Consider the following 18013-nt stretch of genomic DNA (forward strand, 5'->3'; position numbering starts at 1 on the left):
CTGGTTGAACATTACCCTTTCGGGAAGATCCACACATGGTTTTCCGGCAACGCCAGATGGCAGTGCTGCGGATCGCGCACCTCGGTGCCGTAGGCGCGAATCACAAAATCATCGCCGGAGGTGCGGAACAAATATTCCCAACGATCGCCGAGATACATGCTGGTGAGCAGCGGCAGTTCCAGCTGGTTTTCGCCCGGCCCCTCAACAAGTTTCACGCGCTCGACGCGGATCACCGCCGTGGCATCCTGACCGCTTTGCACACCTGCGCCTGCCAATCCCCACAATGCCCAGCCTTTGCCCTCGATGCGCGCTTTGCCGTCGCGCAACTCGGTGATTTTGCCGTGCAGCCGATTATTACTGCCCATGAACTCGGCGGTGAACAGGGTTTTTGGCGAGCCGTACATCTCCTGCGGCGTGCCTTGCTGTTCGATTTTGCCGTTATTGAGCAGCAAGATACGGTCGGAAATCGCCATCGCCTCATTCTGATCGTGCGTCACCATTAACGCCGATAAGCCCAGCTTGATAATCAACTCGCGCAGGAACACGCGCGCCTCTTCGCGCAGTTTGGCGTCGAGGTTCGACAATGGTTCATCCAGCAGGATCACCGGCGGGTTGTACACCAGCGCACGGCCAATCGCTACACGCTGCTGCTGACCGCCAGAAAGCTGGTGCGGATGGCGTTTGCCGAGGTGGCCGAGGCCAAGCTGGTTCAACACATCCTGCACGCGTTGAGTGATCTCCGCCGCCGCCACTTTGCGCAGCTTCAGCGGATAGGCCACGTTCTCGAACACGGTTTTGTGTGGCCACAGCGCGTAGGACTGGAACACCAATCCCAGATTACGTTCTTCCGCTGGGATCTCGCTACGCGGCGTTCCGGCGTAAACCGTATTGTTGCCAATCACAATCGTGCCCTGAGTCGGCTTCTCCAGCCCGGCGACCGCGCGCAGCAGTGTAGTTTTGCCACTGCCGGACGGGCCAAGCAGGGAGACCACTTCGCCGCGCTGCAAATTCATCGACACGCCTTTAAGCACCGGATTGTCGCCGTACGTTAAGTGCAGGTTCTCAACCGATAATTCAATCATGTAATTTGACTCCAAATCGCAGGGCAATACCCAATCCGACCACGACCAGCAGGATGTTAATAAAGGAGAGTGCGGCAACGATATCAATCGCGCCCGCCGCCCACAGGGAAACCAGCATTGAGCCGATGGTTTCCGTGCCGGGCGAAAGCAGATACACGCCGGTGGAATATTCGCGCTCGAAAATCAGGAACATCAGCAACCATGAGCCAATCAGGCCGTAGCGGGATAACGGAATGGTGACGTGACGCGTAATCTGTCCGCGTGTGGCGCCGGTGCTGCGCGCCGCCTCTTCCAGTTCTGGACCCACTTGTAACAGCGTTGAGGAGATCAGGCGCAGACCATACGCCATCCACACCACGGTGTAGGCCAGCCACACGCTGAAGATGGTGCTGCGCAGCGAACGCAGCCAGACGATCAGGTGATCGCGCAGCCACTGCGACCAGACGAAATCCGATAGCCAGCCCGATTTGAGCGAGTTATCCAGCCACATCGGCAGGAACAGGAACACCCAGAGAAACGCCAGACCGGCCAGCAAACCCGGCACCGCACGCGGCACCAGCACGCTGTAATCAAGGAAGCGCGTGGTGTTATCGGGTTTTCGGTGCATGGCGATACCGATAAACAGATAACAACCCACCGCCAGCGCACCGCCGATCACGCCAATTGCCATTGAGTTGACGATTGCGCGCAGCAGGTTGGGCTGCGCCCAGATGGTCTGGAAGGTCTTGATCGACAGCTCATCCCAGATCGAAACGCCAACGCCCCAGTTAGAGATAAACGCACGCAGCACCACGCCCAGCAGCGGTACGCCAATGGTCACCGTCAGCCAGAACGCCACGACTGCGCCCGCCACCCAGCGCCATTTGCCCAGCGGCAGCGCACGCGCCTGGGAAGCTTTACCTTTCACGGTGACAAAGCGGTTAGCGGTGCGCATCAGGCGGCGTTGCAGCATCACCAGCGGAATGGTGATACAAATCAGCACCACCGCCACCGCAGCCATCAGGTGATAGGACGGCGTACCGAGTTTATTGGTCAGCTGATAGAGATAGGTGGCCAGCACCATGTTGCCTTCAGGATCGCCCAGCACCAGCATCAGGCCGAACACTTCCAGCCCGAGGAAGAACAGCAGCACGATGGCATACAGAATGGACGGGCGTACCATCGGCAAGCTCACTGCCGTCATCACCTGCAACGGCGAAGCACCCGAAATACGCGCCGCTTCTTCCACATCCGATCCCACGCTGCGCAGGGCAGAAGAGATATACAGATAGGCGTGCGGGACGTGCGTCAGACCAGCGATCACCACGATGCTCGACATGTCGTAGATATTCCACGGCACGAACCCGAGCAGTGATTGCGCCCACAGCGAGAAGAATCCCACCGGGCCCGCCGCCACCACATATCCAAAGCCCAGCACCATCGGCGAGACAAAAATTGGCACGAGGATCAGCGGCTCAATGATGCGTCTGCCGGGTAAATCGGTTCGCACCATCAGGAACGCCAGAATACCGCCCAGCGGAATGGCGATGATCACCAGCCCAAAGGCGAGAATAAATCCGCTGCGCAGCGCTTTGTAGAAATCGGGATCGGTGAAAATAAATTCAAACGATTCCAGGCTCCACTCTTTCGACGGCGCAAAGAACGGCGCGGACAAGAAGCTTTGTATAACGATAAACGACAGCGGAACGTAGATAACCAGCGCGGTTATCAGCACCACAACGCCGCGCGGCAGGCTTTGCCACTTTCTATGCAATGCACGCATATTGAGACCCTGAATGGCGAAATCAGATAAGAGAAAGCTGAGCGCGGCGCAGTCGCCGCGCTTGATAACGGCGGTTATTTACCGGCGGCTTCGCGCCACTGTTTGATGTAATCCAGACGTTTTTTCGGTTGCAGATATTCCAGCAGACTTTCATCAACCGGGATCGGTTTCAGCGCGTTGCCCAACATTTTGGTCATGCCATCAATGTCGTTTTTGCCTTCAATATCGTTGCGCAGAGAAGGGATGTCGGCCTGATTAGCCAGAATGCTTTGTCCTTTCTCAGACAGCACGTAATCGAGCCACAGTTTGGCGGCATGGCTGTTTTGCGCTTGCTGGCTGATGAACGAAACGCGTGATAGCACCAGCGTGTAATCCTTCGGATAAGAGATGCCCAGCGACGGATCGGTTTTAGCGCGCGCTTCGGCGTAAGAACCGAGGATGTTGAAGCCGATCAGGTTTTCACCGGATGAGACCCTTTCCATCATGGTGCCGGTGGAAGACTGCACGGCTAAACCGCCTTTCGCCACGTCGGCCAGGGTTTTGAAGTAGTTGGGATCGGCTTTGTAATCCTGCACTGAAAGCATGAAACCCAGTCCCGATTTCTCAATATCGTAGGTAGTGACTTTGCTCTTGAATTTGTCGGTCTGGCTGGCGATCAGCTTGGCCAGCGCGGTGTGTGAATCGGGCACATCACTGGCCGGGATCAGGCGCTTGTTATAGATGAACACCACCGGTTCGTAGGTGGTGCCGTAGGCTTTGTTGTTCCACACCGCCCACTTCGGCAGCTGCGCCAGTTCAGGGGATTTGTACTCCTGCGCGTAGTCGGTCGCCAGCTTCAGACCGGTATCCATAGAGGAGCTCCACACCACGTCGCCGCTGGTGCCGCCCGAGGCTTGTTCGCTGATAAAACGGTTGTACAGCTCGGTGCTGTTCATATCGTTATATTCAACTTTGATGCCGGGATAGGTGGCTTCGAAACCCTTGATCAGCGGACCGGCAGCTTTGATGTCGGTGGTGGAGTAAACCACCACTTTGCCTTCTTTAGTGGCGGCATCAATCACGCTTTGATAATCCGCTGGATAGCCTTGCGGCGGGGCAGCAACCGCTGACATAGACACAAAAACAGTTGCAGCAATCAGAGACAGAGGGAAAGTGTTCGACATTATAATTAACCTTTTAGTTACATTTGAGGAACTAAAGGTCAACATAGCCTATCGACTTTTCCACACAAGAGGTGACGGATTGTTATCTTCACGAAGTGTGATTGTTGGCGTCGTTTAGGCAATTAACACCATAAAAACCACGACAGGCCGCGCGCGCGATCTGCGCCAGATCACAGGATTTTGCGGTACAGCCGTCGCGGATGGCCAATGTTGCCGTACTGCATTTCGACGCCGATAAAACCGATCTCCACGCAATATTCCAGGTAGCGACGACCGGTGGTTTTACTGATGCCAACGCGTTCTACTACCTGTTCAACCGACCAGCTACTTTCTGGGGCAGCGCTAAAAAAGCTTTTCACCCGATCGAGCGTAATGGTTTCAATCCCTTTGGTCGAAGGTGCTGACGGCGCATCACTGGCTGGCAAATTAAACAGCTTATCCAGCGCCTGCTGATCAACGTTTTTCATCTGGCGCATGGTCTGCACCAGCAGCATAAAGCGTTCCAGCGATGCGCGCAGGCGATGGAAAAACACCGGTTTCAGCAGGTAGTCGAATGCACCGCTGCGCATCGCATGGCTACAGGTTTGCATGTCGCTGGCGGCGGTGATGAAGATCACCGAGCACTCAAAGCGCTTTAGCAGCGGATCGTCAATCAACGTCACGCCCTGACCATCCGGCAAATAGTTATCGAGCAGCAGCAGTCGTGGCTGATGTAATGTAATCAGCTCACGCGCCTGCGCCAGCGTAGCGGCAATACCGACCACGCGCAGATGAAAGTTCTGCTCAATATATTCACGATGCAGATCGGCCAGATGCGGCTCATCTTCCACAATCACCACATCAAGCGGCTTAGCATTATTCATGAGAAAGTCCTGTTAACGCGGCGGGCGGGAACGGGATAAACACCGAGAAAATGGTGCCCTGTGGTGAATTCTCGCTGATCTCAATGCTGCCGCCCGCCTGCTGTACATAACCCGCCGCCAGATAAAGGCCGATGCCGTGTTCTGCACCCAGCATATCGTCGCCGCTGTTGGGTTTACTGGTGACGCCTTGCTCAAACAAATGCGGTTTAATGCTGTCATCGATGCCGCAACCCTGATCGGCCACTTCGATTAACAGCTCCTGATTACGACCGGAAATATATAACTCAACCGGTGTCGCGGGCGTTCTGGCGTTGAGCGTGGCGTCCACCGCGTTATCCAGCAGATTGCCGATCACCGACATCAACGCCGTTTCACTCAGCGCGGCAGGAATGCGACTCAACTGGCAGGCGGGGTCAAATTTCAGCTCGACGCCTTTTTCCCGCGCGCTGACATATTTCCCCAGCAGCAGCCCACAAAGCGCGGGCGAGGTGAAGCGCGCCGAGACAAAATCCAGCACCTGCTGCGCGCCAGCAGATTGCGCGTGGATGTAGCGCATCGCGTCGTCGTAGCGCTGCATCTGCAGCAGGCCGACCAGCGTGGCGGTCCAGTTCAGCTGTTCATGACGCATGATGCGCAGATTATCCGCGTAGCGTTTCACCTGACTGAGCTGGCTGCTCAATGTGTTGATGTCGTTTTTATCGCGGAAGCTGCACACCCAGCCGCCTGGCTCGCCGGGTTCCAGCTCAATCGCCACCCGGTTAACGATCACCTGACGCTGATTGAGCACGGTGACGTGATCATGGGTTTTCACCTCATGCTGGCTTAAAAACGTCGGATGGATTTGCAGCACCTGATCCAGCGGTTTCCCCAGCAGTTCACTCTCACTCTGCTGGATATCCAGCAACTCGCGCGCAGCGCGGTTGATAAGAATCAGCTGCCGTTCCGCGTTCACCGCAAACACCCCTTCATACATCGCTTCCAGCAGCGCTTTTTGTTGCAGCACCAGCAGGGCGATATCTTTCGGCTCCAGCCAGAACATCTGTTTTTTCAGATTGCGGCTAAACATCCACGAAAAGATAAACAGCAGCAGCAACAGCGCCACACCATACAGGCTGGCCTGCCACAGTAAGCTGACATTGATATTGGCAATATAGGAGGTGAGATAACCCACCGAGACAATGCCAATCACCTGATGCTGCGTATTAAAGATCGGTGCCTTGCTGCGCAGCGACACGCCGATGCCGCCTTTGCGCACCGAAATAATGGTTTTGCCCTGCAGCACCTCCGCATTGTCGCCGCCAATCATCGGTAAATTGAGGCGCTCCGGTGATTCCGAATGGTAGAGATGCTGTTCCTGCGTGTCGCCAATCACGATGTAGCTGGCATCGCTTTGGTTGCGCAGCGGCTGGATCAACGCCGCGATACCGGCGATATCGCGGCGCGCCACTTTCTCCGCCAGACCGGGCATCAGCGCAATCTCACTGGCCTGCACCCGCGCGCGCTGCCCCAAATCGTGATGCAGTTGACGATCGATGAAATGGAACAGAATGGTGCCCAGCAAGGCGAGTAGCAGGCAGGAAAACAGCACCAGCGACAGGAAGAGTTTTACCTGAAAAGATAATCTGCGTTTCATACAACCTGCAGTAAAGGAAAACTGGAGAGAGGCATGGCTGGAGACTAGCACGCGAAAATGCGTGCTGTGACAGGCTAACATCAGAGTTGTGAGCTGGCTTCAATCCCGGCGCGGCTTAGGCGCTGGTTTCTGTTGGCACGATGTCAGCGATATTCCCATCTTATTCCTGGTCATCGCCTGCTGCGGCGCTAATCAATCAATAAAAAACCCATTCACCCCGGCTAATCTATGCGCCGCTATTTAATCCCTCCTTTCTCTGAGTAAATTCCGTTTTAACCCGGCAGCCATTGACCTTATAACCCCGAGTGGTGAGAATGCCGGGAAAAGTTTTGAATTAGATCGCAAGTTTTGGGCATCAAGCCTCTTGCAGTGCGGCTGCGATAGCCACACTGAATTAACGCCACTTGCACTTATCGGCGCGCGAATGACGCGCCAGCGTTATTAAAGTGCAGGGCATACAGCAAATATCGTTAATGTCGTGACGTTCGTTGAGAAGGCCCGTCTTTGGATGTACCTTCTCAGCCCCGGTCGGCATTTCTTGTTTTTAGTGATGAGCACGATAAAAACGCCAGCGTTTTTCAAGGTTCATTACCGGAAAGATAAAAAATTTAATTTAAGTGCGTCATGAATGGCGTGGTAATGGCGTTAAGCCAAATTACCAAAAGAAAAAACGTAACTAACTGAAAATAAACTGAACTCTTATGAGTGCAGCGCAGCTTCTTTACGCCAAAATAATGGGTTTCACTGTGGTCAGTATACAGGTAGCTGCAAGCCTGGGGCGGTAGCCTGCCTGGTTTAGCTAACGAAAACAGAATGAAACTGCACGGTTTATTTGGCGATTATCTTATTTAGCGATCTTTTTACAGAGAATTAAAGGCCAGTTTTAATTGACCTGAGGAAACTCTGAAATAGACAAGCAACAAATGTTAAGCCGGGCGCAAGCAACGCGCAGTGTGAATCACTGCAATGTTCACCGATTACTTTTTTGCCCGCAACGTTTACTCCGACAGAGTCCAGAGGTTATATGCAAAATCCCGTTAACGACGTTTTAATCAGCGTCATCGTGCCGGTGTATAACGCCGCAGCGTATCTGGAGCGATGCATTGATAGCCTGCTTCAGCAGGAAGAGAGCCGTTTTGAAGTGATATTTATTAACGACGGCTCCAGCGATAACTCGCTCGCGCTATTACAGAGCTACGCCCATTACCCACATTTTCATATCATCGACAAAACCAATGGCGGCGTCTCGTCGGCGCGCAATCAAGGCATTCGAGCCTCGCGCGGCAAACTGCTGTGCTTTTTAGACGCCGATGATTTTCTGCCAGCCAGCGCGTTTGCCACCTATGTGCGGCTGATGCAAAACAACATTGCGATGGTGGGTGGCGAATCGCAGCACTTCACGCCGCAAGGCGAGCCGCTCGATTTCCCGGCCAACACGACTGACACGCGCCAGCTGACCGCTTCGGCGGCGATCAACGATCTGCTCTATTTCAATCCGCGTCACGGTATCTGCGACAAGGTGTTTCGTGGCGATGTGATTCGTCAGCATCAGCTCAGTTTTAACGAAGAGATTTATAACTTCGAAGATCTGCTGTTCGTGATCAATTACCTGCATCTGCAACAGGATCGTCAGGTGATCTTCACCCAGCAGGTGGTTTATCACTATGTGGAATCTACCAACTCCGCCACGCGATCGGCGCTACGGGAAAAGCATTTCTCCTTTGCGCGTTCATTTAATGGCATGCAGGCGTTTTTATCCGCGCAGCATAGCCGCTGTTATTACCATCTCTATTTAAAAGTCACCTCATCTTATATCTATAAAGCGCTGCACAGCGACGGATTCAGCCGCGCCTTTATTGATGAATATATTTCGCTCTACCGTCGCAGCTTTAAGTCCTATTTCACATCAGGATTAATGTTCAATCCGTGGAGCCTGTACTTTGCGCTGTTTTTTGTCAGTCCACGACTGGTATCGCGTCTGCGCCGCCTGGCACAGAAATAAACGCTGAGGTTAAGTTGTGAAAGATAAATTAAAAAACTCCATGTGGATGATCGCTGAAAAGCTGATTGCAGTATTCGGCCTGATATTTATCACCTCCTATGTGGCGAAATACGTTGGGCCAACCACTTTCGGCATTATCTCGATCTCGATGCTGGTATTTCAGTTCATCCAGAGCATCGCGTTAATGGGCAGCGATGTGATTCTGCTGAAACGCTTGTCGCAAAATCATCACTCCGGCATGCGCTTAATGATGGCGACCTTTCTGCTGGTGTTGGTGATTTACGGCGTGCTGGCGGCCAGCGGCATGTTGATTATGGGCGAAGAGTGGAGCACTGAAGCGCGGGTGTTTATCTGCGCCGCGGCGATTGCCTGTCTTTTCTCTTCGCTGGATCTGGTCAATATCTACAACGAAGCGATGCTCAATGCGCGCCTGAATGTGATCGCCAATCTGGCGGGTTTGGCTATCAGTCTAACGGTGCGCTTCTTTATTTCGTATTACGGTTTGGATTCGCAACTGTTGTCGATTCCGATCGTACTGGCGACCTTTATTCCTTTTGCTATCAAACTGACGATATTCCTGAAATACCATCGTCAGGTACCGATTCCGGCACTGCGCCAGATGAAGAAATATTCCCGCTATATGGTGGCGTCCGGTATTTCTCTGGTGTTTTCTGTGATTGCGGTGGCGATTTATACCCGCGTTAACCAAATCAGCGTGTCGTATTTCCTTGGCGTGAAAGAGGCGGGGATTTTCTCTGTCGCGCTGACGCTCGCCACCGCGTGGGTATTTTTACCCAATGCCTTGCTGGCTTCCTTTTTCCCGGCGTTCTTTGCCGAGCGTGACGATCGGCAATCGATTATCAAAGCGCAGAAATTACACCTGCTGGTGATTGGCGTCTCGTCGCTGGTGATTCTGGCGATTTGGTTATTGTCCGGATGGTTTATCCGTGACTTTTACGGTGCGGAGTATCTCGATGCGGTCGCGCCAACGCTGTTACTCAGCGTCGGTGCGATGTGCGCGGTACTGAGCAGCGTGATGGATCGTTTCATTATTAAGTACAACGGATATCGCTATTTAGTGAAGAAAACCTTCGTGGTGTTATTAATTTGCGTGGCCTCTTCTTTAATTTTGGTTCCTAACTTCGGTTTAAATGGCGCGGCCATGAGCGTGGTATTAACCGAATTTTTATCGTTCTCCCTGCTTAATTACTTTTTCCCTGCTCAACCGGTAATGCGTATTCACCAAATATTTATCAACCCCAGGAAACTATGGCTGTTATTCAACAATATCAAAACCTCAGACAGTAAAGAGAGTTTATCATGAATGAAAAACCACTATTTAGTCTTATCATTCCCGTCTATAACTCACAAAAAACCATTAAACGTACCTTGCTGAGCGTGCTTAAACAGACGTTCAGCAGTTACGAAGTGATTGTGGTTAATGACGGCAGCAGCGATTCAACCGCAAATATTCTGCAGGAGTTTAGCGCTTATTCGCAGGTCACGGTGATTCACCAAATAAATGCCGGTGTCAGCGCTGCTCGAAACAGCGGAATGCAGCAGGCCTGCGGTGAATATGTGTTATTCCTCGATGCGGATGATTGGGTGGACGATAACTTCCTGATGATCTTCAAACAGAATCTCGATGCCTGGCCAGCGGAGTCTGTCGATTTGATGGTGGGAAACCTCAACGACAACCGCGTAGGAAAAGTGTCGCAGGCGGGCTTCTTCAGCAACGAGGACATTCCTTATGTGCTCGGTGAGCTGGAGATGAGTGATAACATCGGTTATCTGCATAACAAATGTTATCGCCGTCAGATTATTGATGAGCTGAACCTGCGCTTTTTGGAAGGTATCTCCATGAGCGAGGATTTGTTGTTTAACCTTAAATTCTTCAGTTGTATTAGCAATTTCCTTGTCACACCGGGCGCTGCTTATCATTATGAAGATGTGGAGGGTTCATTATCGAAGCGTAAAGTGCAATACAGTGAACTGAAAGTGCGTAAACAGTTTCTCACTGCACTGTATGATTCGATAATCAGTAAATATCAGTCCAGCAATCTCGATTATTTCCTCAAGGGCATTTCCAAACGTGTACTCGCGTTGGATATGCAAATCGTGACGGCGATGTATCACTCTTCGTTTTCACCTGCGGATATAGCCCAGGAAATTAATGAAATAAAGCGGGGTAAATACTCAAAAGGTATTTTCATTCTGCTGAATAAAAATGAAAAATTGAAGTACATGATTATGAATTTGAATACACTTACAGCGTACTATTTTCTTTATGCACTCTACAGGATGCGCGCATTCTGATTTGAAATTCTCCCGGTGTTAGTCTCTGGACGCATTTGCTGTACAGAGGCTAGTTGCCGGGGGAGTTTCACCCGATGTTCTCAGCTTTACCCGTGGCAACAGCCCAGCGTTGCCACACCTTTCCACTTTCCTCCCGTCTTTCTGCACACTCTCCATTTCTCCTTCTTGCACTCATCCCGCGTCTCATGTCAAATAGCGCCCCATGCAATCGATTGCGCGCATGTTCCGTGCATTTAGTGCGGCGCAAAACATCAGGATGCGTGAATTTCATCTCATGAAGCGTCATCCTTTGCGTTCCGGCCGGGCGGAGCAGCCTACGCCATGATGAGCAGTCATCCTTGTGGCTGCGTGTTGATAAAGCTTGAAATTCTGGAGAGACAGATGGACAACTCACAAACCGGTACGCTTGGCACCGTAGAAACGGCGGCTAAGGGCTGGCGTAAGAGTGATACCGTGTGGATGCTGGGTCTGTACGGTACGGCGATTGGTGCGGGCGTGCTTTTTCTACCGATTAACGCTGGTGCAGGCGGGCTGATTCCGCTGATTATCATGGCGATTCTTGCCTTCCCAATGACCTATTACGCGCACCGCGCGTTAACGCGCTTTGTCCTCTCCGGTAAAAATCCCGGCGAAGACATTACCGAAGTGGTGGAAGAGCACTTCGGCGTGGGCGCGGGTAAGGTCATCACTTTGCTCTACTTCTTTGCCATCTATCCGATCTTGCTGATGTACAGCGTGGCGATCACCAATACCGTCGATAGCTTTATCGTGCATCAGCTGGGGCTGGTTTCGCCGCCACGCGTGCTGCTGTCGCTGATTCTGATCATCGGCATGATGACGGTGGTGCGCTTTGGCGAGCAGATGATTGTGAAAGCGATGAGCGTGCTGGTGTTTCCGTTTGTGGCGGTGCTGATGCTGCTGGCGGCTTATCTGGTGCCGCACTGGCATGGCGCGGCGCTGGAAACCTTATCGTTAAACGCGAATGTAAGCGGCCACGGCATTCTGATGACGCTATGGTTAGCGATTCCGGTGATGGTGTTCTCCTTTAACCATTCGCCGATCATCTCCTCTTTTGCCGTTGCCAAGCGCGATGAGTACGGCGCAGGCGCGGAGAAGAAGTGTTCGCGCATTCTGGCGAACGCCCATCTACTTATGGTGGTGACGGTGATGTTCTTTGTGTTCAGCTGCGTGCTGAGCTTGTCGCCCGCCGATCTGCAGGCGGCGAAAGATCAGAACATCACTATTCTGTCTTACTTAGCCAACCACTTTAATGTGCCGATGATTGCGTGGATGGGGCCGATTGTTGCGATGGTGGCGATCACCAAATCGTTTCTCGGGCATTATCTGGGTGCGCGTGAAGGGTTTAACGGCATGGTGGTGAAGTCACTGCGCAGTCGCGGAAAAACCGTTACGCCGCAGCGCCTGAATCGCCTGACCACCGCGTTTATGCTGCTGACCACCTGGCTGGTGGCGACACTTAACCCCAGTATTCTTGGCATGATTGAAACGCTGGGCGGGCCGATCATTGCGATGATTCTGTTCCTGATGCCGATGTACGCCATCCAGAAAGTGCCGGCGATGCGTCAGTACAGCGGGAAGATCAGTAACGTGTTTGTGGTGATTGTCGGCGTGCTGGCGATTTCGTCGATTGCGTATTCGCTGGTGAGTTAGCATTGTAGGGGCGCCATTAATGGCGCTCAGTTAAGCATTGAGCGACTTTCGTTCGCCAGTTGCTGAGGCAGTTGCAGCACCTTCGTGCGGCGACCGAGCAGAGAGCGCCTGGCCGCGCCCTCTGCACTCCCGGGCCTTGCGCCAGCCCAACCCGCCGCTGCGCGGTACCTTCACTCATTCACGATTCCTGACGGACCGGTGGCGATTCGCTCCTGCTCAGCGCCACCTCTCGCCGCATCCATGCGGCTCGCCCTGGAATCCCTCATTCGCTCAGCGGTTTGGGATGTCGCCTCAACACCGTCGCTGTAGCAGTCGTGCGTATTCTTAACTCAAAATCGCTATAAATCCCGTAGGGTTGCCATTCATGGCAACCTGTTTATCTTTACACCGCCGCCGTTTTAAACACACTCATTGACTGCGCCAGACGATCGGCCTGTTCCTGCAACGCCTGCGACGCCGCTGAGGCTTCCTGCACCAACGCGGCGTTCTGCTGCGTTACCGCTTCCATCTGCGTAATCGCCGAGTTGATCTCGCTGATACCGCTGCTCTGCTCGCTGCTGGCAATGGTGATTTCGCTCATGATGTCCGCCACGCTTTTCACGCTGTTAACCACTTCACCGATGGTTGAACCGGCGTGTGTCACCAGACGGCTACCTTCATCTACCTGCGCCACTGAATCTTCGATCAACACCTTGATCTCTTTCGCCGCAGATGCCGAACGTGCCGCCAGATTACGCACTTCGGTGGCCACCACGGCGAAGCCACGGCCTTGTTCACCGGCGCGTGCGGCTTCGACGGCGGCGTTAAGGGAAAGAATGTTGGTTTGGAAAGCGATAGAGTCGATTACGCTGATAATATCAACGATCTTCTTCGAAGAGAGCGTAATCGCTTCCATCTTCTCGATCACCTGTTCCATCACTACGCCGCCTTGCTTCGCCACGTTGGAGGTATTGGCCACCAGCTGATTGGCTTCGCGCGCGTTCTCGGCGTTGTGCTTGACGGTGGCGGTCATCTGCTCCATCGCTGACGCGGTCTCTTCCAGCGAGCTGGCCTGCTGTTCGGTACGCGACGAGAGATCGATGTTGCCGCTTGAGATCTGATTTGATGCCACGGCAATGGTATCGGAACCGGCGCGCACATCGGAAACGATGGTCAGCAAGTTGTCGTTCATCGCCTGCAGCGCCTGCATCAGCACCGCCGTTTCATCTTTGCCGCTCACTTCTATATGTGAACTGAGATCGCCTGCTGCGACTTTTCCTGCTATTTCCACCGCTTCATTCAGCGGACGCACAATCGATCGCGTCAGCATAAAGCCCAACACGATGGCGGCGGCAATGGCGATAGCAGAGAAGATCAGCGTCATCTCAATGGCTGATGAGCCGTTATCAATAATTTTTGCGCCTTCCTGCTCCAGCTGTTGTGACTGTGAGTTGGCAAACGCCACGGCGCTATCGAGAAAGGCATTCTGCGTGCTGGTAATGGATTTCAGTACATAGGCGCTGGCGGCATCAGCATCGCCTGCATGTACCAGATTCAGCAGCGCATTTTTCTCCGCTTCAAACTTGTCGCTGGCGGCTAACAGACCGGCAATCTTCTTTTTACCCACTTCAGTCACCTGCACCGCTTTGATTTTATTCATCGCGCTGTTGGTTTTGTCAGTGGCGTCCGCTAATTGCTGATAACGTTTGACGTTATTTTCCGGACGCGTGGTATCAATCACGATGCCGCGCAGATATTTGATCTGTTCGTTCACGCCGTCGCGCACGTCAAAGCCAAGACGGACTTTCATGTAGCGATCTTCAACGATCGAGGTAATGCCGGTTTTGATGTTGTTAATTTTGGTTATCGACGTGACGCCGACGATGATTAACAGTGCCACCACCAGACCAAAGGCGATGCCCAGACGGACGCCGACCTTCATATTTTTTAAGCTCAACATTGGATCTCCCCGTAATGCCAAAAATTGATGTTTTCAAGACGGACAAGCAGGCAAGGTGCCCGCTTCAGGTTGATGTTTTGTAAGGTGAAAATCGTTGCGCAGCGTGACAAAGCTGGTATGGCAGCACCGGCGCAAGCGCTATCAGTTATCGGTTGTTAATGTTTTAACTTTAATTTTTTAGAGGTACGTCACAGTTTGGTTAATGACGTTAACATTGAGATTTGGCTGGACGGGAATGCTGGGGATTTTGTAGGGTGCGCATTCATGCGCACCTGGTTAACTGGTTGAGATGAATGGCGTAATACTGAAATCATGTTTCCCTGAATTTGGTGCGGGCTCTGACGCATCTGCTGCGTCACGGGCCGTCCTCGCGCCGCTAACGCGGTACCTTCGGCTTCCACGTTGTGCCAACGGACCGTTCGCGGATCGGCCGTCCTGGCCGGCCCCGAACTGCCTCACGCATCCATGCGTGAGGCTCCTGGCCCAACGTAAAAGCCTCAGCGCTGCGAATGCCCTTTTGCCGCAGCAGACGTGCCAGCGCCTCTGGAAATGTGCCCTTTTCAACAACACGCACTGAAGCTTACGAGCAGGCCGGGGACACTTTTGGGCAGGCAATCCGCAGCGCTGAACGGAACGAGGAAGCCAGGAGAGCCCGCAGGACGCGGGCGAAAGGCAGAGCCGGGACATGGAAGTCCCGTCTCAGCCGGTCCGTCAGGCAGACGAGCGAAGTGAAGGCACCGCGATAGCGGCGCGAGGACCGCCAGACCAAAAGTGTCCCGGGCCAGCGCAAGCGTCGTTGGCTTAACTGACAAGCATTACGCCATGAAGGGGGGCGTTACGATAATTAACGCGGCTTTTTCAGCACGCCGTGAATCACATTCGACAGCTCGTTGATTTCGAACTTCGCTACGTAACCATCGGCACCGACTTTACGCACGTGATCTTCGTTGGCGCTGCCGGAGAGCGATGAGTGAATCACCACCGGAATCTGACGCAGATTGTTATCGCGCTTGATGTTGCGCGTTAAGGTAAAGCCATCCATTTCCGGCATTTCGAGATCGGTCAGCACCAGCGCGATCTTGTCGTGGATCGATTCACCGTTGGCTGCGGCTTCTTTCTGCATCTCGTTAATTTTGATCCAGGCTTCAAGACCGGTGTTGTGCATAATCGCCGGGATGCCCATGCTTTTCAGGCCTTGCTCCAGCAGCTGACGCGCCACTTTGGAATCTTCCGCCACAATCGCTACCTGACCTGGCTTCAGATTGAAGTCTTTGGCGGTCTCTGCGCTCGGCTCAACGCCGCGCACGGAAGGAATGATGTCATACAGAATCTGCTCAACGTCCAGCACCATCGCCAGATTGTTGCTCTGACCATCGGTATCCAGACAAGCGATGCTGGTGATGTTGCGGCTGCCGATGCCCGCTTCAGCGGTATGCACCTGGCTCCAGTCGAGACGCACAATGTTCTCCACCGATTCCACGGCAAACGCCTGAGTGCTGCGCGCATATTCGGTCACCAGCAGCAGGTTAAGGCCGGTTTCCGGTTTGCAACCGGTCACGGCAGGCAGATCGATAACCGGAATAAACTGGCCGCGAATACTCGCCATGCCGAGCAGCGGCGATTGCATGCCCGCAGCGCGGGTGATGGTTGGCATCGGCACGATTTCACGCAGTTTAAACACGTTGATGCCGTACAGCTCAGATTTGCCTTTCAGCTGATCGGAACCCAGTCGGAACAACAGCAGTTCGAATTTATTGGAAAGCGCAAGGTTGGCGCGTTCATCGATCTCTTTCTGAAAATTATCCATCATGGCCTCGGAGCAGATCTGGGCTGGGTAAAGGGCAGGGCAATATCGCCGTGATTAACTTATCGGCAGAAGAGAAAAAAAATGAAGGGGAGATAACGGAAATTTTAGCGTGAGAGCGATCGCCCTCACGCGGGTACGATTTATTTCAACAGAATGGCGCGCACGCTTTTACCTTTGATCTTGCCCTCTTTCAGCTTGATCAGCGCTTTCTTCGCCTGAGCGGCGTCGATAGCTACATAGGCGTGCGTGGCCGTCATATCGATCTTGCCGATCTGATCGCCGCTGAAACCGGCTTCGCCGGTCAAGGCACCCAGAATATCGCCGGGACGGATTTTGGCTTTGCGGCCACCATCAATGCACAGCGTCATTTTGGTCGCCGGCAGCGATTTGGCGCTGGTGCCTTTCAGCGTGCTGGAGGAAACCCAGTTAAGCTTCTGCTGCAGATACTCTTCCAGCGCATTGGCGCGCACCATTTCATCGGGGGCGACAAAGCTCACCGCCAGACCTTTCTCACCCGCACGACCGGTGCGGCCGATACGGTGAATGTGCACTTCCGGATCCCACGCCAGCTGGAAATTCACCACCAGCGCCAGCGACTTGATATCCAAACCGCGCGCGGCGACATCGGTGGCGATCAATACGCGGATGCTGCCGTTGGCGAAGCGAATCAGCACGCGCTCACGATCGCGCTGCTCGAGATCGCCATGCAGCGCTAACGCACTGATATCACGTTCGTTGAGCGCGGCGGCCACGTCGTCACACTCGCGCTTGGTGTTACAGAACACCACGCAGGAGGCCGGTTGCTGCTGGCTGAGCAGCGCACCGAGTAGGCTGTGACGCTCTTTGGCACTGGCTTCAATAAACTGCTGCTCAATGGTTGGTAACTCGGTTTTATCTTCGGTGGCGACCGCCAGCGCATCGCGCTGAAAACGCTGGCTGAGGCTGGCGATGGTATCCGGCCAGGTCGCAGAGAACAGCAGCGTCTGGCGCGTTTCCGGCGTAAAGCCGATGATCGCTTCCATATCGTCGCGAAAGCCCATCTCCAGCATGCGATCGGCTTCATCCAGCACCAGCGTTTGCAGCTGGCTGAGATCGAGGTTGTCGCGCTTCAGGTGATCGAGCAAACGGCCCGGCGTGCCGACCACAATGTGGGGCGCATGCACTAAGGAATCGCGCTGCGCGCTCATTGGCTGGCCGCCGCACAGCGTCAGAATTTTGATATTGCGCGTAAAACGCGCCAGCTGGCGCAGCACGTTACTGACCTGATCGGCCAGTTCACGCGTCGGGCACAGAATCAGCGCCTGGGTGTGAAACTGGCTGTTATCGATGCGGTTCAGCAAACCCACGCCAAAGGCGGCGGTTTTGCCACTGCCGGTTTTCGCCTGCGCACGCACGTCGCGCCCTTCCAGAATCGCGGGCAGGGAAGCGGCCTGAATCGGCGTCATGGCGTCGAAACCCATCTCGCGCAGGTTATCGAGTTGGCTGGCGGGCAGTTGCGTCAGGGTAGAAAAAGCAGTCACGGGAAAGTCTCTAATTGCGGGTAGGATTGCGGCGGTCAGTCTGGCAGAAAGGGGCGTGATCGGCAATGGCAAAAGCGCCGCTGGTTCCTACTTGAAATCAGTTAGCGTTATACCCGATCTGTCTCTTTTTTAGACATTCAATGGTGCGAAGTTCTAATGCTTTTAAGGTTGATTTGATCCTGAGAAGTTGCGTTAAAAAAAGACATCTTTAACGAAAATGGAGAATTAGCGTTGTGAAACAAATGTTATCACGTC

12 protein-coding genes are annotated in these 18013 nt (G+C 53.6%); 4 read left to right on the forward strand and 8 right to left on the reverse strand.

The window, feature by feature from the left end; genetic code table 11:
• Positions 1–11: 11 nt before the first annotated feature.
• The 5 genes from NQH49_RS04415 to NQH49_RS04435 all read right to left on the reverse strand — a co-directional run bounded on the left by NQH49_RS04415 (position 12) and on the right by NQH49_RS04435 (position 6503).
• A complete protein-coding gene (locus tag NQH49_RS04415; RefSeq protein ID WP_256695725.1) occupies positions 12–1082 on the reverse strand; it encodes an ABC transporter ATP-binding protein in 1071 nt (356 codons plus the stop codon).
• The gene (locus tag NQH49_RS04420) at positions 1075–2844 is read right to left on the reverse strand and encodes an ABC transporter permease (RefSeq protein ID WP_008108966.1); all 1770 of its coding nucleotides are present in this window, start codon (positions 2842–2844) and stop codon (positions 1075–1077) included. Before NQH49_RS04420 ends, NQH49_RS04415 begins: the two co-directional genes overlap by 8 nt.
• A 74-nt stretch (positions 2845–2918) precedes the next feature.
• Positions 2919–4007: an ABC transporter substrate-binding protein gene (locus tag NQH49_RS04425; protein WP_256695726.1), complete on the reverse strand. Its 1089-nt coding sequence runs from the start codon at positions 4005–4007 to the stop codon at positions 2919–2921.
• 170 nt (positions 4008–4177) lie between these two features.
• Positions 4178–4870, reverse strand: a complete 693-nt coding sequence (locus NQH49_RS04430; RefSeq protein WP_256695727.1) for a response regulator — start codon at positions 4868–4870, stop codon at positions 4178–4180.
• On the reverse strand, positions 4863–6503 hold the full coding sequence (locus NQH49_RS04435; protein WP_256695728.1) for an ATP-binding protein: 1641 nt from the start codon (positions 6501–6503) through the stop codon (positions 4863–4865). The genes NQH49_RS04430 and NQH49_RS04435 overlap by 8 nt, the downstream gene beginning before the upstream one ends.
• A 1024-nt stretch (positions 6504–7527) precedes the next feature.
• Between NQH49_RS04435 and NQH49_RS04440 the strand changes: the two genes are divergently transcribed.
• The 4 genes from NQH49_RS04440 (at position 7528) to NQH49_RS04455 (ending at position 12492) form a co-directional block, all read left to right on the forward strand.
• Positions 7528–8505, forward strand: coding sequence for a glycosyltransferase family 2 protein (locus NQH49_RS04440; protein ID WP_256695729.1), 978 nt, complete (start codon positions 7528–7530; stop codon positions 8503–8505).
• Between the two features lie 16 nt (positions 8506–8521).
• Positions 8522–9829: an oligosaccharide flippase family protein gene (locus NQH49_RS04445; protein WP_256695730.1), complete on the forward strand. Its 1308-nt coding sequence runs from the start codon at positions 8522–8524 to the stop codon at positions 9827–9829.
• Complete coding sequence (locus NQH49_RS04450; RefSeq protein ID WP_256695731.1) at positions 9826–10821, forward strand: glycosyltransferase family 2 protein; 996 nt, start codon at positions 9826–9828, stop codon at positions 10819–10821. The genes NQH49_RS04445 and NQH49_RS04450 overlap by 4 nt, the downstream gene beginning before the upstream one ends.
• A gap of 381 nt (positions 10822–11202) precedes the next feature.
• Entirely contained in the window at positions 11203–12492 is a 1290-nt protein-coding gene (locus tag NQH49_RS04455; RefSeq protein WP_256695732.1) for an HAAAP family serine/threonine permease, read from the forward strand.
• Between the two features lie 382 nt (positions 12493–12874).
• Here NQH49_RS04455 and NQH49_RS04460 read toward each other — a convergent pair whose 3' ends face one another.
• The 3 genes from NQH49_RS04460 to dbpA all read right to left on the reverse strand — a co-directional run bounded on the left by NQH49_RS04460 (position 12875) and on the right by dbpA (position 17758).
• Positions 12875–14431, reverse strand: a complete 1557-nt coding sequence (locus tag NQH49_RS04460; RefSeq protein ID WP_256695733.1) for a methyl-accepting chemotaxis protein — start codon at positions 14429–14431, stop codon at positions 12875–12877.
• Positions 14432–15275: 844 nt separating this feature from the next.
• Positions 15276–16238, reverse strand: coding sequence for a chemotaxis protein (locus NQH49_RS04465; RefSeq protein ID WP_008105989.1), 963 nt, complete (start codon positions 16236–16238; stop codon positions 15276–15278).
• 140 nt (positions 16239–16378) lie between these two features.
• On the reverse strand, positions 16379–17758 hold the full coding sequence (dbpA, locus tag NQH49_RS04470; RefSeq protein ID WP_008105991.1) for an ATP-dependent RNA helicase DbpA: 1380 nt from the start codon (positions 17756–17758) through the stop codon (positions 16379–16381).
• Between the last annotated feature and the right edge of the window lie 255 nt (positions 17759–18013).

Origin of the sequence: Pantoea trifolii, assembly GCF_024506435.1 — a bacterium.
In the GTDB taxonomy this organism is placed as follows: Bacteria; Pseudomonadota; Gammaproteobacteria; order Enterobacterales; family Enterobacteriaceae; genus Pantoea; species Pantoea trifolii.

Excerpts from the sequence above, each read along its gene's own strand:
- NQH49_RS04460 (WP_256695733.1), bottom strand. The coding sequence starts at position 14,431 with ATGTTGAGCTTAAAAAATATGAAGGTCGGCGTCCGTCTGGGCATCGCC.
- NQH49_RS04415 (WP_256695725.1), bottom strand. The coding sequence starts at position 1,082 with ATGATTGAATTATCGGTTGAGAACCTGCACTTAACGTACGGCGACAAT.
- NQH49_RS04420 (WP_008108966.1), bottom strand. The coding sequence starts at position 2,844 with ATGCGTGCATTGCATAGAAAGTGGCAAAGCCTGCCGCGCGGCGTTGTG.
- NQH49_RS04425 (WP_256695726.1), bottom strand. The coding sequence starts at position 4,007 with ATGTCGAACACTTTCCCTCTGTCTCTGATTGCTGCAACTGTTTTTGTG.
- NQH49_RS04435 (WP_256695728.1), bottom strand. The coding sequence starts at position 6,503 with ATGAAACGCAGATTATCTTTTCAGGTAAAACTCTTCCTGTCGCTGGTG.
- NQH49_RS04465 (WP_008105989.1), bottom strand. The coding sequence starts at position 16,238 with ATGGATAATTTTCAGAAAGAGATCGATGAACGCGCCAACCTTGCGCTT.
- NQH49_RS04430 (WP_256695727.1), bottom strand. The coding sequence starts at position 4,870 with ATGAATAATGCTAAGCCGCTTGATGTGGTGATTGTGGAAGATGAGCCG.
- NQH49_RS04455 (WP_256695732.1), top strand. The coding sequence starts at position 11,203 with ATGGACAACTCACAAACCGGTACGCTTGGCACCGTAGAAACGGCGGCT.
- NQH49_RS04450 (WP_256695731.1), top strand. The coding sequence starts at position 9,826 with ATGAATGAAAAACCACTATTTAGTCTTATCATTCCCGTCTATAACTCA.
- NQH49_RS04440 (WP_256695729.1), top strand. The coding sequence starts at position 7,528 with ATGCAAAATCCCGTTAACGACGTTTTAATCAGCGTCATCGTGCCGGTG.